This window comes from Marinibaculum pumilum, assembly GCF_042646425.1.
Taxonomy (GTDB): Bacteria; Pseudomonadota; Alphaproteobacteria; order Ferrovibrionales; family Ferrovibrionaceae; genus Marinibaculum; species Marinibaculum pumilum.
In genome coordinates this window covers 36137-51518 of record NZ_JBHRTR010000027.1, presented here as the reverse complement: position 1 = coordinate 51518, position 15382 = coordinate 36137, and the positions used below count along the sequence as shown (strand labels likewise).

Here is a 15382-nt window from a genome sequence, read left to right as displayed (position 1 = left end):
GTTCAGGGACATTGCGCGACCAAGTCATACATTCATATTCTCATGGTCGTGTCTCGAAAAATTCAGCAATCCCTGGGTTGAGTGCCGCCGAAGCCGCGACTAGGCTGCTTCGGATACGGTCGCAATTCGAAAGATTTTCAGGGGAATTCGCCTGTGAGCACGCCCGGCGACGACGCTATCGACGGCACGGAACTGGAGGACACCCTCCACGGGCTCGCCGGAAACGATACCCTCTCGGGCCTCGGCAGTGGCGATGTCCTCTTTGGCGACGAAGGCGATGACCGCCTGGAAGGCGGCGACGGCGACGACACCCTGATCGGCGGGCTGGACGCCGACACCCTGCGCGGCGACGCCGGCAGCGACACGGCGTCCTATGCGGACGCGTCGGAAGGGGTGCGGGCACATGTCCAGCATGGCGGCCTGGCCGGGGCGGAAGCGCTGGGCGATGTCTTCAACAGCATCGAGAACCTGCTCGGCTCCGACCACAACGATACCCTACAGGCCGGCAGCGGCGACAACAGCCTGGACGGCGGGCTGGGCGACGATTCGCTGGTCTCCGACGACGGCAATGACAGCCTGTCCGGTGGCGCCGGTGATGACACGATCATCGCCAACGGTGCGGGCGCCGACCTCTATGACGGCGGCGCAGGCACCGACGTCCTGAGCTACATCAACGCCGCGTCGGCCGTGGCGGTCAATCTGGGCGCCGGCATCACAGGTGCCGCCGCCGCTGGCGACACCCTCGCCGGCATCGAAGACCTAGTCGGCTCCGACCATGACGATACCCTCACCGGCGACGCTGGCGCCAATCGGCTCGAAGGGGGCAATGGCGCCGACAGTCTCTCGGGCGGCGACGGCGATGACACGCTCGACGGCGGTGTCGTCGCCAGCGGGCTGGAATATCTGAACGGCGGTGATGGTGCGGACCTGATCACCACGACGATGGCAGCCGGCACAGTCACTGGTAATGGCGGCAATGGCCAGGATACGCTCGACCTGACGATGCAGGACGGCTCAGCCTCTCTCCGTGGCGGTGCGGATGACGACCTCCTGGGGATTTCGGCCGTTGATGGCACTGTCGTCGCTTATGGCGACGATGGCGACGATACGGTTGACATTCTTTCCGATCAGGCCTTTGCCTCGATTTATGGAGGCACCGGAGATGACAGCCTCACTGTCGAAACCGCGACCGGCAACGCAAATGTGCGCGGAGAGAGCGGCAGCGACACGATCTCCATTACGACCGACACCGGGGACGCGAGCGGCGATGGTGGTGATGGCGACGATTCCGTCACGATTACGACCAACAGTGGCCATGCCAACGCTGATGGCGGTGACGGTGACGATACCATCTCGATCACGACCGATAGCAGCTCTGCCTACGGCGATGGCGGCGACGGCGACGATGTCATCGACATCATCACGCGCGCCAATGGCGCCTATGCGGATGGCGAGGACGGCAACGACCGGATCACCGTCACCGTTACCAGCGCGGCGGGATGGACCTTTGTAACCGGCGGTGGCGGCGACGACACCGTCACGGTCCATAACGATTTCGGCCTCACCGGCATCTATGCCGGCAATGGCGACGACAGCATCGCCGGCAGCACGGCCGCCGACCTGGTCGAAGGCGGCGCCGGTCGCGACACTGTCATCGGCGGTGGCGGCGCCGACACCCTGTTCGGCCATAGCGGGGACGACGAATTGTTTGCCGGCCCGGCGGGCGGCACCGGCCTGACCGACTGGGTCAGCCTTGTGGGCGGCGCGGGCAACGACACGCTTCACGCGCCCGGCGGCGGCATTCACGAGCTGGAGGGCGGCGACGGCCGGGATATGCTCGACTATGGCGCCGCCGCCGCGGCGATATCGGTCGACCTGGTCACGGGCACCCTGGGCGGCGCCGCCAGCGGCGACAGCCTGAGCGGCATCGAGGAGGTCGCGGCCACCGGCTTCGACGACACGGTAACCGGCGACGGCGCACGCAACCTTCTGCGCGGGCGGGACGGCGCGGACATCCTGGCCGGCGGCGCCGGGCGGGATAGCCTGTCCGGCGATGCCGGGTCCGACCTGCTGACCGGCGGTGCCGGCGACGATCGCTTCATCTATGGCCATTTCGCCGGCGGCCAGTACGGCTCGTGGGGAGATTCCCCGACCGCGCCGAACCTTGGCACCGACACCATCACCGATTTCGACCAGGACGGCGACGACGTCATCGACCTGGTCGGTCTGTCCCTGTTTGCCGATGGGGCTGCGGCGCTCGCGACTGGCACGCAGCAGGGCGCCGATGTCGGCTTCGACTTCGACAATGACGGCACTGTAGACTTGGTCCTGCAGGACACGGATCTGGCGGATCTGACGGCAGACGATTTTCTCGTCTCCGGGCCGCTCTCCTTCACCCTGCAGGGTGGCGCCGGCAGCGACCTGCTGGAAGGGGAGGATGGCGCCGACGACCTGCAGGGGGCCGCGGGCGACGACACGCTTGCGGGCGGCGGCGGCGCGGATCTGCTGGACGGGGGCGATGGGCTGGACCTGGCCAGCTATGCCGGCGCCCGCACTGCCGTGGCCGCCGATCTTTCCGGCGGTCCCGGCGCCGGCGATGCCGCCGGCGACACCTACGTCTCGGTGGAGGGCCTGATCGGCAGCGACCTGGCCGACACCCTGACCGGCGATGACGAAGGCAACCGCCTCCTCGGCGGCTATGGTGACGACCTGATGCAGGGCGGCGCGGGCGACGACTATCTGGACGTCGGCGCCGGCAGGGATACGGTCCATGGTGGAGCCGGCACCGATACCATCGCATTTTCCCTGGTCGGAACCGATGAGCAGCTCGGTCGGGCGGTGACTGTCACCCTTTCCGGCGGCGAAGGCATCGCGGTCTTCGGGCATGTCGTCCCCTACGGTGTCGTCGAGCCCGATGTACAATTCTACGACATTGAGCAGGTCGAGGGGTCGGCCGGTTCGGACAGGTTGATCGGCGACGGCCAGGACAATTTCCTTTCCGGTCTTGACGGCGGCGATCTACTGGAAAGTGGGGATGGCGGCGACGACACCCTTCTGGGCGGCGGCGGCAATGACGGCCTGATCGTACAGGGCGCCGGCAATCATCTGCTGGATGGCGGCGACGGTGTGGATGGCGTCAACTACTATGCGGCCAGCCAGGGCGTCGGTATCGATCTGGCTGCCGGGACGGCCGCCGGCTGGGCAACCGGCGACACGCTGATTGGAATCGAGGATGTCCAAGGCAGCCAGCATGACGACACCCTGGCCGGCGATCCCGGCGCCAACCAGCTGAGGGGCGATGCCGGCGCCGACCTCCTGTCTGGCGCCGCCGGCGACGACTTACTCTACGCCGGCGACGGCGATGACAGCCTGCTTGGCGGCGAAGGCGACGACCGGCTGGACGGCAACGGAACCGGTGCCGACCTGTTCGACGGTGGCAGCGGCTTTGATACCCTGACCTATGACTATGCCAGTGCCGGGGTCACGCTCGACCTTGCCGCCGGGACCGGGGCGGGCTTCGCCTCTGGCGATACCTTGGTCGCGATCGAGGAGGTCTGGGGAAGCAACAACCACGCCGACGAGATCTCCGGGGATGCGGCGGCCAACCGGCTGATCGGCCTGGGCGGCGATGACACCCTCGCCGGCGCCGACGGCGACGACACGCTGGCCGGTCACAGCGGCGACGACCTGCTGACCGGAGGCGGGGGCAACGACACATTCGTCTACGGCTGGTTTGCCGAGGGCGTACACGGACGGTATGTCGGTCCAAGCAGTGCGGTCGGACTGACCACTGTCACCGACTTCGATCAGGACGGCGACGACGTGATCGACGTCAAGGCGCTGGGGCTGTTCGACGACGCCGCGGCGGTGCTGGCCACCGGGGTCCAGGACGGTGCCGATGTCCGCTTCGATTTCGATGGCGACGGTGCCACCGACCTGGTGCTGCAGGGGATCGGCCTGGCGGCTCTCGGCACCGTGGATTTCGTGGTCGGTTCCCCCGACCAGCCGCTGAACAATTTCTATCTCTCCAGCGATCTGAGCGAGACGCTCGAAGGCGGCGATGACGGCGAGCATCTGGTCGGCGGCGGCGGTCACGACACCTTGTCCGGCAATGGCGGCGCGGATGCACTGGCTGGCGAGAGCGGCAACGACGTGCTGATCGGCGGCACGGGACGGGACCTGTTGGACGGCGGCGATGGTGTCGACCGTGCCGACTATTCCGGATCGGCGGAAGCCGTCGACATCGACCTTGCTACCGGAAGCGGAAGCGGCGGGACCGCGCAGGGCGATACCCTGACCGGGGTCGAATACCTGACGGGCTCGAGCCATGACGACAACCTTGTCGGCGACAGTGCGGCGAACCGGCTCGAGGGCGGCGCCGGCGACGACACTCTGACCGGGGGGCTGGGCGCCGACACCCTGCGCGGCGATACCGGGACCGACACGGCCTCCTATGCCGGCGCTTCGGAAGCCGTGCGCGCGCATGTCACCTTCGGCGGCTTGGCCGGGGCCGAGGCGCTGGGCGACGTCTTCAACAGCATCGAGAACCTGCTCGGCTCCGACCATGACGACACCCTGCAGGCCGGCAGTGGCGACAACAGCCTGGACGGCGGGCTGGGCGACGATTCCCTGGTTTCCGACGACGGCAATGACAGCCTGTCCGGCGGCGCCGGTGACGACACGATCACCGCCAACGGCGCGGGCAACGACCTGTATGACGGCGGCGCCGGCAGCGACTTCCTGAGCTACATCAACGCCGCATCGGCGGTGACTGTCGACCTGGGCGCCGGCACCACCGGCGGCGCGGCCGCCGGCGACACCCTGACCGGGATCGAGGACCTGGAGGGCTCGCATTTCGCCGACAGCCTGGTCGGCGATGCCGGGGCGAACCGGCTGTTCGGCAATTCCTTCCTCGATACCCTGGAGGGCGGCGACGGCGACGACACCCTGGACGGCGGCGGCGGCGGCGACAGCCTGGTCGGCGGCGCCGGCAGCGACTGGGCCAGCTATGCCGCCAACACCCATGGCGTGCAGGTCGACCTGGCCACCGGCGCGACCGGCCTCGGCGCGGCCGGCGATACCCTGGTCGGCATCGAGAACCTGGAGGGCTCGGCCGAGGCCGACAGCCTGACCGGCGACAGCGGCGACAACAGCCTGGCCGGCGGTGCCGGCGACGACGTGCTGAACGGCGGCGCGGGCGCCGACCTGCTGGACGGCGGGGCTGGCATCGACACCGCCAGCTATGCCGGCGCGGCGAGCGCGGTGACGGTCGACCTCGAGACCGGCACCGTAGGCGGCGCGGCCGCCGGCGACACGCTGAGCGGGATCGAGAACCTGGTCGGCTCCGACCATGACGACAGCCTGACCGGCGACAGCCTTGGCAACCGACTGGATGGCGGTGCCGGCGACGACCGCCTGGCCGGAGGCGATGGCGACGACAGCCTGTACGGCGGTACCGGCAACGACAGGTTCGACGCCTCCGGTGGCGGCGCGGACATCTACGATGGCGGCGACACCGCGCTCGCGGATGGCGGCTTCTTCGACGTCGTCGACTATACCGGCGCAACCGCAGCCATATCCGTCGATTTCGCTGCCGGGACAACAGGCGGTTTTGCGGCCGGCGACAGCTATATCGATATCGACCGGATCGTCGGGACCGGCTTCGACGACACGCTTGTTGGCACCGTTGGCTCGCAGCACTGGATCGGCGGTGCCGGCGACGACAGCCTGTCCGGTGGTGAAGGCGACGACCAGATCCTCGGCGGGGCCGGCAACGACATCCTGGACGGGGGCGACGGCAACGACTACCTCGTCAGCGGGGTGTTCAACAGCGATACGGCCGAGGGCGGCAGCAACAGCCTGTTCGGCGGTGCCGGGGACGACTTCCTTGTCGGTGATGGCGGCGGCGGAAGTGAATATTTCGACGGCGGGTCGGGCAGCGATGCAGTCTCCTATACCTACGCGCATTCCGGCGTGGCTGTGGACCTGCAGGCGGGCACGACCGGCGGCGGCGCGTCGGGCGACACCCTGGTCGGCATCGAGAGCCTGGTCGGCACCAAATTCGACGATACCCTGACCGGTGACGACGGCGCCAACCATCTGCTCGGCGGCGGAGCCGGCGACGATCTGCTGACAGGCGGCGCCGGCGACGACACGCTGGACGCCGGCCGGGACCCGCTGGCCACCCCTGGGGAGGCGACGCTGGTGGGTGGCGCCGGCAACGACTCGATGCTGGGCGGCCTCGGCGACGACATCCTGAACGGCGGCCTGGGGGCCGATACCCTGCGCGGCGACGCGGGCAGCGACACCGCCTCCTATGCCGGTGCGGCGGAGGCCGTCCGTGCGCATGTCACCGCCGGCGGGCTGGCGGGGGCGGAGGCGCTGGGCGATGTCTATAACAGCATCGAGAATCTGCTCGGCTCCGACCACAACGACACCCTGCAGGCGGGCGATGCCACCGGCAACGACCTGGATGGCGGGCTGGGGAACGATTCCCTGGTCTCGGCCGCCGGCGACGACAGCCTGTCGGGAGGCGCCGGCGACGATACGCTGGTGGCGAACGGCGCCGGGGCGGACCTCTATGACGGCGGTGCGGGTACCGACCTGATCGACTTCGGCAATGCCGATGCCGGGGTCGGGATCGACCTTGCCGCCGGCACGGGCAGCGGATTCGCCGCCGGCGATACGGTCGCCGGGATCGAGAACGTCGCGGGCTCCGACCATGACGACACGATCGTCGGCGACAGCCTGGACAATGGTGTCACCGGCGGCGCTGGCGCGGACAGCCTGTCGGGCGCGGCGGGTGCGGACAGTCTGACCGGCGGCGCCGGCGACGACACCTTGGACGGCGGCGACGGCGACGACAGTCTGCTGGGCGGCGATGGCGACGACCAGATCGCCGGCGATGCCGGGGCAGACACCCTGCTGGGGGCGGAGGGTGCGGACACCCTGTCGGGCGGTGACGGCGATGACAGCCTGGCCGGCAGCAATGGCGACGACAGCCTGGATGGCGGGGCCGGCGACGACACCCTGTCCGGCCTGGGCGACGGCGCCGACAGTTTCGACGGCGGTGCGGGCACCGACCTGGTCGACTTCACCGATGCCACCGGGCCGGTAACCGTCGATCTCGCTGCCGGCACCGGCGGCGGCTATGCCGCCGGCGACAGCTTCGCCGGGATCGAGCAGGTCAACGGCTCCGCCTATGCCGACAGCCTGACGGCCGGCAGCGAAGCCGCCCGCCTGTCCGGCGGCGGCAGCAACGACACCCTGACCGGCGGCGCGGGCGATGACAGCCTGCTGGGCGGTGCCGGCAACGACCTGCTGGCCGGCGCCGGCGCCGGCGCCGACCTGCTGGACGGCGGCGCGGGCAGCGACACGGTCAGCTATGCCGATGCCGGCAGCGGCGTGGCCCTGGACCTGGGCAGCGGCACGACCAGCGGCGGTGCGGCCGGCGACACCCTGGCCGGGGTCGAGCATCTGTCCGGCTCCGCCCATGACGACAGCCTGTCCGGCGACAGCCTGGACAACACGATCACCGGCGGTGCCGGCGCGGATGCGCTGGCCGGGGCCGGCGGCGCCGACCGCCTGGAAGGCGGCGATGGCGACGACACCCTGACCGGCGGCGCCGGTGCGGACACCCTGCGCGGCGATGGCGGCAGCGACACGGCGAGCTATGCCGGCGCGGGCGAAGGCGTGCGGGCGCACGTGGTTTATGGCGGCCTGGCCGGTGCGGACGCGCTGGGCGATGTCTTCAACGGCATCGAGAACCTGCTCGGCTCCGACCAGAACGACACCCTGCAGGGCGCTGCCGGGGCGAACCGCCTGGATGGCGGGCTCGGTGACGACAGCCTGGTGGCGGCCGACGGCGACGATACGCTGACGGGCGGGGCCGGCAATGACAGCCTGGTCGCCAATGGCGACGGCGCCGACCTCTATGACGGCGGCGCCGGCACCGACGGGGTCAGCTATATCAACGCCGCCGCCGGGGTCGCGGTCGACCTGGGCGCCGGCACGACCGGCGGCGGGGCGGCGGGCGACACCCTGACGGGTATCGAGAACCTGACCGGCGCGGACAGCCATGCCGACAGTCTGACCGGCGACAGCCTGGACAATGTCCTGTCGGGCCTCGGCGCCGCGGATACCCTGTCCGGTGGCGATGGCGACGACACCCTGCTGGGCGGGGCCGGCAACGACGTTCTGGCGGGGGGCGCCGGCAGCGACAGCCTGGACGGCGGCGCGGGCAGCGACACGGTCAGCTATGCCGATGCCGGCAGCGGCGTGGCCGTGGACCTGGGCACCGGCACGACCGGCGGCGGTGCGGCCGGCGATACCCTGACCGGGGTGGAGCATCTGGCGGGTTCGGACCATGACGACAGCCTGTCCGGCGACAGCCTGGACAACACGATCGCCGGCGGCGCCGGCGCGGATGCGCTGGCCGGGGCCGGCGGTGCCGACCGCCTGGAAGGCGGCGACGGCGACGACACCCTGCTGGGCGGCGCCGGGGCCGACACCCTGCGCGGCGACGGCGGCAGCGACACGGCGTCCTACGCCGGCGCCGGCGAAGGCGTGCGGGCGCATATCGTCTATGGCGGCCTGGCCGGCGCGGACGCGCTGGGCGATGTCTTCAACGGTATCGAGAACCTGACCGGCTCCGACCATAACGACACCCTGCAGGGCGCTGTCGGGGCGAACCGCCTGGATGGCGGGCAGGGCGACGACAGCCTGGTGGCGGCCGACGGCGACGATACGCTGACGGGCGGGGCCGGCAATGACAGCCTGGTCGCCAATGGCGACGGCGCCGACCTCTATGACGGCGGCCTCGGCACGGACGGGGTCAGCTATATCAATGCGGCCGCCGGGGTCGCGGTCGACCTGGGCGCCGGCACGACCGGCGGCGGGGCGGCCGGCGACACCCTGACGGGCATCGAGAACCTGACCGGCGCCGATGCCCATGCCGACAGCCTGACCGGCGACAGCCTGGACAACGCGCTGTCCGGCCTGGGTGGCGCGGACACCCTGTCCGGCGGCGATGGCGACGACACCCTGCTGGGCGCCCTTGGCAATGACGTGCTCGACGGCGGCGCCGGTGACGATCTGCTGTCCGGCGGCGATGGCAGCGACACCGTCAGCTATGGCGACGCGACCTCCGGCGTTTCGGTCGACCTGGCCACCGGTGTGACCGGTGGCGGCGCGGGCAGCGACACCCTGGACGGGATCGAGCATCTGTCCGGCTCGGGCCATGACGACACCCTGTCGGGCGACAGCCTGGACAACACCGTCACCGGCGGTGCCGGGGCCGACAGCATCGAAGGGGCCGCCGGCGCCGATCGCCTGGAGGGCGGCGATGGCGACGACACCCTGGTGGGCGGGCTGGGCGCCGACACCCTGCGCGGCGACGGCGGCAGCGACACGGCCAGCTACGCCGATGCGGCGGAGGCGGTGCGGGCGCATCTGCAATATGGCGGCCTGGCCGGGGCGGAGGCCCTGGGCGATGTCTATGCGGGGGTGGAGAACCTGATAGGCTCCGACTTCGACGACACCCTGCAGGCCAACGACCTGGACAACAGCCTGGACGGCGGCGCGGGCGACGACCTGCTGTCGTCCTGGGACGGCGATGACAGCCTGTTCGGCGGTGCCGGCGACGACACCCTGGCGGCCAACGGCGCCGGCGCGGACCTCTATGACGGCGGCGCCGGCATCGACGAGCTGAGCTACCTGAACGCCGCTGCCGGCGTGACGGTGGACCTGGCGGCGGACAGCACCGACGGCGGCGCGGCGGGCGACACCGTGACCGGGGTGGAGAACCTGACCGGCTCGGATTTCGGCGATACCCTGACCGGCGACAGCCTGGACAATGTCCTGACCGGGCTGGACGGCGACGACCGGCTGACCGGCAACGATGGCGACGACCTGCTGTCGGGCGGCCTGGGCGCCGACACCCTGATCGGCGGCGCGGGCCGGGACACGGTCTCCTTCGCGGGCGCGGAGGAAGGGGTTCGGGCGCATCTGCAATATGGCGGCCTGGCCGGGGCGGAGGCCCTGGGCGATGTCTATAACGGCATCGAGGTGCTGATCGGTTCCAACCTGGGCGACACCCTGCAGGCCGACAGCGGCGACAACCTGCTGGACGGCGGGCTGGGCAATGACTGCCTGACCGCCTGGGACGGCGACGACACCCTGACCGGCGGTGCCGGCAACGACACCCTGGTCGCCAATGGTGGCGGCGCCGACCTGCTGGAGGGCGGCGCGGGCATCGACCTGGTCAGCTACTACAACGCGACTTCGGGCGTCGTGCTGGACCTGGGGGCGGGCACGGCGGGCGGCTGGGCGACCGGCGACACCCTGACCGGCATCGAGAACCTGGAGGGCGCCAACAGCCACGGCGACACCCTGACCGGCGACGGCGGCGCCAACACCCTGCGCGGCCTGGGCGGCGCCGACCTGCTGGACGGCGGCGACGGCGCCGACCGGCTGGAGGGCGGCAGCTTCGCCGACACCCTGGTCGGCGGCCTGGGCGCCGACACCCTGCGCGGCGATGGCGGCAGCGACACGGCGAGCTATGCCGGTGCGGCGGAAGGGGTGCGGGCGCATCTGCAATATGGCGGCCTGGCCGGTGCGGAAGCGCTGGGCGACGTCTTCAACAGCGTCGAGAACCTGATCGGCTCCGACCATAACGACACCCTGCAGGCGGATGCCGCCGACAACCGCCTGGAGGGCGGCGCGGGCGACGACCTGCTCAGCTCCGCCGACGGCAATGACAGCCTGATCGGCGGCACCGGCGACGACACGATGGCCGCCAACGGCGCGGGCAGCGACCTCTATGACGGCGGCGCCGGGGTGGACGAGGTCAGCTACTACAATGCCGGCAGCGGGATCGCGGTCGATCTGGGCGCCGGCACGACCGGCGGCGGCGCCACCGGCGACACCCTGACCGGGATCGAGCATCTGGAAGGGGCGAGCGGCTTTGCCGACACCCTGGCCGGCGACGGTGCGGCGAACCGCATCGCCGGTATCGGCGGCGCGGACGTCCTGTCCGGCGCCGGCGGCGACGACAGCCTGCTGGGCGGCGGCGGCGACGACACCCTGAACGGCGGTGCGGGCGCGGACCTGATCGACGGCGGCGGCGGCACCGACACCGCCTCCTGGGCCGGCGCGGCCGAAGGCGTTTCGGTGGACCTGGGCAGCGGCACGACCGGCGGCGGCGCAGCCGGCGACACCGTCACCGGGATCGAGGACCTGGTCGGCTCGGCCCATGCCGACAGCCTGACCGGGGACAGCCTGAACAACCGCATCGACGGCGGCGACGGCAACGACATTCTGTCCGGCGGCATCGGCATCGACCGGCTCTATGGCGAGGGCGGCGACGACACCCTGGTCGGCGGCGCGGGCACCGACCGCTTCTGGGGCGGCGACGGGGTCGACACCGCCTCCTATGCCGGTTCGGCGGAAGGGGTGCGGGCGCATCTGCAATGGGGCGGGCTGGCCGGCGCGGACGCGCTGGGCGACCTGTTCTTCGATGTCGAGAACCTGGTCGGCTCCGACCATGGCGACACCCTGCAGGCGAACGACCTGGACAACAGCCTGGAGGGCGGCGCGGGCGACGACCTGCTGTCCTCCTGGGACGGCGACGACAGCCTGGCCGGCGGCAGCGGCGACGACACCCTGGCCGCCAACGGTGCGGGCGCGGACCGGTATGACGGCGGCGCCGGAACCGACGAGGTCAGCTACTACAACGCTGCTGCGGGGGTCGTGATCGACCTGGGCAGCGGGACCACCGGCGGCGCGGCCGCCGGCGACACCCTGGCCGGGATCGAGAATCTTGAGGGCGCGGCCGGGTCGGCCGATACCCTGACCGGCGACGGGGCGGCGAACCGGATCGGCGGCATCGGCGGCTCCGACGTGATCGACGGCGGCGCCGGCGACGACACCCTGTCCGGCGACAGCGGCGACGACAGCCTGACCGGCGGCCTGGGCAGCGACCTGCTGTCCGGCGGCGACGGCTATGACACCGCGCTCTATGCCGGCGCGGGCAGCGGCGTGGCGGTGGACCTGGGCGCGGGCACCACCGGCGGCGCCGCGGCGGGCGATACCCTGCAGTCGATCGAGCATCTGTCCGGCTCAGGCCACGACGACAGCCTGACCGGCGACAGCCTGAACAACAACCTGTACGGCCAGGCCGGTGCCGACCTGCTGTCCGGCGGCGCCGGCGGCGACCGGCTCTATGGCGGCGATGGCGACGACACCCTGACCGGCGGCGCCGATGCCGACACCCTGCGCGGCGAGGGCGGCACCGACACCGCCTCCTATGCCGGGGCGGCCGAAGGGGTGCGGGTGCATCTGCAATGGGGCGGCCTGGCCGGCGCGGATGCCCTGGGCGACATCCTGATCGGGGTGGAGAACCTGGTCGGCTCCGACCATGGCGACACCCTGCAGGCGGACAGCGGCGACAACCGCCTGGAGGGCGGCGACGGTGACGACCTGCTGTCATCCTGGGACGGCGACGACAGCCTGTTCGGCGGTGCCGGCGACGACACCATGGCCGCCAATGGCGGCGGCGCCGACCTCTATGACGGCGGCACCGGCAGCGACCGGGTCAGCTATATCAATGCTGCCTCTGCCCTGTCGGTGAACCTGGCGGCCGGCCTGATCGCCGGCGCAGGGGCGGGCGATACCCTGACCTCGATCGAGCAGGTCGAGGGCACGGGCCATGACGACAGCCTGACCGGCGATGACGGCGACAACATCTTCTGGGGCCTGGCCGGCGATGACGAGCTTGCCGGTGGCGACGGCGACGACACCCTGAATGGCGGCGCCGGCGACGACCTGCTGACCGGCGGCGGCGGTGCGGACCTGCTGACCGGCGGCGACGGCACCGACACCGCCAGTTATGCCGCGACGGGCTCCGGGGTCGGGGTCAACCTGGACGGCAGCGCCGGTACCGGCGGCGCGGCCGGCGACAGCCTGGCCGGGGTGGAGAACCTGATCGGTTCCGCCTTCGACGACACCCTGACCGGCGACAGCCTGGACAACCGCTTCACCGGCGGTGCCGGCGCCGACATCATCGCCGGCGGCGGCGGCATCGACCTGGTCAGCTATGCGGAAGAGGGATCGGCGGCGTTCGTCGATCTCGATCTCGGCACCACCGGCGGCGCGGCCGCCGGCGACAGCCTCTCCGGCATCGAGCAGCTGGAAGGCACCGCCTCCGGCGACACCCTGATCGGCGACGCCGCGGCCAACACCTTCTGGGGCTTCGACGGCGCGGATGCGCTGATCGGCGGCGCCGGCGACGATACCCTGCATGGCGGCGACGGCGACGACACCCTGCGCGGCGGCCTGGGCGCCGACGTGCTGCGCGGCGATGGCGGCACCGACACCGCCTCCTATGCGGCGGCGACCGAAGGGGTGCAGGCGCATGTGCAATATGGCGGCCTGGCCGGCGCCTTCGCCCTGGGCGACATCTACAACAGCATCGAGAACCTGCGCGGCTCCAGCCACGACGACACCCTGCAGGCCGCGAACAGCAGCGACAATCGGCTGGAGGGCGGGCAGGGCGACGACCTGCTGGCATCCGCCGATGGCGATGACAGCCTGTACGGCGAGGATGGCGACGACCTGTTCGCCGCCAACGGCACCGGCGACGACCTCTATGACGGCGGCGCGGGCAACGACACCGCCGACTACCGCAATGCGGAGGCCGGCCTGTCGATCGACCTGGGGGCCGGGACCACAGGCGGCTGGGCCGCCGGCGACACCCTGACCGCGGTCGAGAACCTGATCGGGTCGGACTTTGACGACACCCTGACCGGCGACAGCCTGGACAACAGCCTTGAAGGCGATGCAGGCGCGGACCTTGTCGCCGGCGGTGCCGGCGACGACAGCCTGCGCGGCGGCGATGGCGACGACGTCCTCGTCGGCGGCGCCGGCGCGGACGAACTGAAGGGCGATGCCGGCGACGACACGGTCAGCTATGCCGGCGCGGGCGAGGCGGTCTATGCCGATATCGGCCTGCAGAACGGCGGCACGACCGGTGACGCTGCCGGTGACACCTACTACAGCATCGAGAACCTCACCGGTTCCGGGCATGACGACACCCTGCGCGGCAGCTATCAGGAGAACCGGATCGAGGGCGGCGACGGCGACGACCAGATTTTCGGCTTCGCTGGCGACGACGTGCTGGCGGGCGGCGCCGGCGCCGACCTGCTGGACGGCGGCGACGGCACGGACACGGCGAGCTATGCCGGCGCGTCGGCGGCGGCGGAGGTCAATCTGGACCTCGACTGGACGTCCGGCAGCGCTTCCGGCGACACCCTGATTGGTATCGAATACCTGACCGGGACCGACTACGACGATACCCTCGGGGGCGACGCGGCGGGCAACAGGCTGGAAGGCGGTGCGGGCGGCGACAGGCTCTATGGCTATCAGGGCGATGACACCCTGGTGGGGGGCGATGGCGACGATTCACTGCGCGATGGCGTAGGTAGCGACCTCGTGCTGGGCGGCGCTGGCAACGATCGGATCTATGCCGACAGGGAAACGGCGCCTGACGGCGATCTCTATGATGGCGGCGATGGTATCGACCTGGTCGACTACTTCCAGGCATATGGTGCCGTGGCCGTCAACCTGGCCAGCGGTGAAACCGGCGGCGGTGCGGCCGGTGATACGCTGATCGGTATCGAAGGCATTGCCGGAACGTTCGGTGCCGACACTCTGATCGGCAATGACGGCGACAATTTCTTTTATGTCTATGTCGGAGCCGACTATGTCGACGCGGGCGGGGGCAATGATGCGGTCAGCATTTCCGATCCCTATGTCGCCTACTTCGATATGACGGTACTCGGCGGTGCCGGCGACGACACGCTGACGGCGTCGGGCTACCTGAATGGCGGCGATGGCGAAGACAGCCTCTCCGGCCATGTTGGCAATGACCTGCTGGAAGGCGGTTCCGGTCGGGACATCCTGTATGGCGCTTTCGCCGACGACACGCTGCTTGGCGGCGAAGGCGACGATTCCCTCGAGGGCGGTGCCGGCGATGACGAACTGCTTGGCGGTGCGGGCAGCGACACGCTGAAGGGCGGCGGCGGCTCCGATACGCTGATCGGCGGCGAGGACGGGGACGGTGACGACGTCTTTGCTTTCGACCTAGCCGATCTCTCGGCCGTGGCTACCGATACGATCGTCGATTTCGACCAGGCGGGCGACGACGTCCTCGACCTGACCGATCTGAACCTGTTCGCCAGCCCGGCCGATGCCCTGGCGACGGCCTTCCAGCAGGGCAGTGACGTTGCCCTCGACTTCGACGGCGATGCCCATGTCGACCTGCTTCTGCAGAACACCCTGCTCGCCACGATGGGCGAGGACGACTTCCTGATCTGACGGCGGGAGG

The 15382-nt window shown here is 70.8% G+C and carries 1 protein-coding gene; it reads left to right on the top strand.

Going from position 1 to position 15382, the window contains the following annotated elements; all coding sequences use genetic code 11:
* The first annotated feature begins 153 nt into the window (after positions 1-153).
* Complete coding sequence (locus tag ACFOGJ_RS12215) at positions 154-15372, top strand: hypothetical protein (protein ID WP_379900700.1); 15219 nt, start codon at positions 154-156, stop codon at positions 15370-15372.
* Positions 15373-15382: the final 10 nt, after the last annotated feature.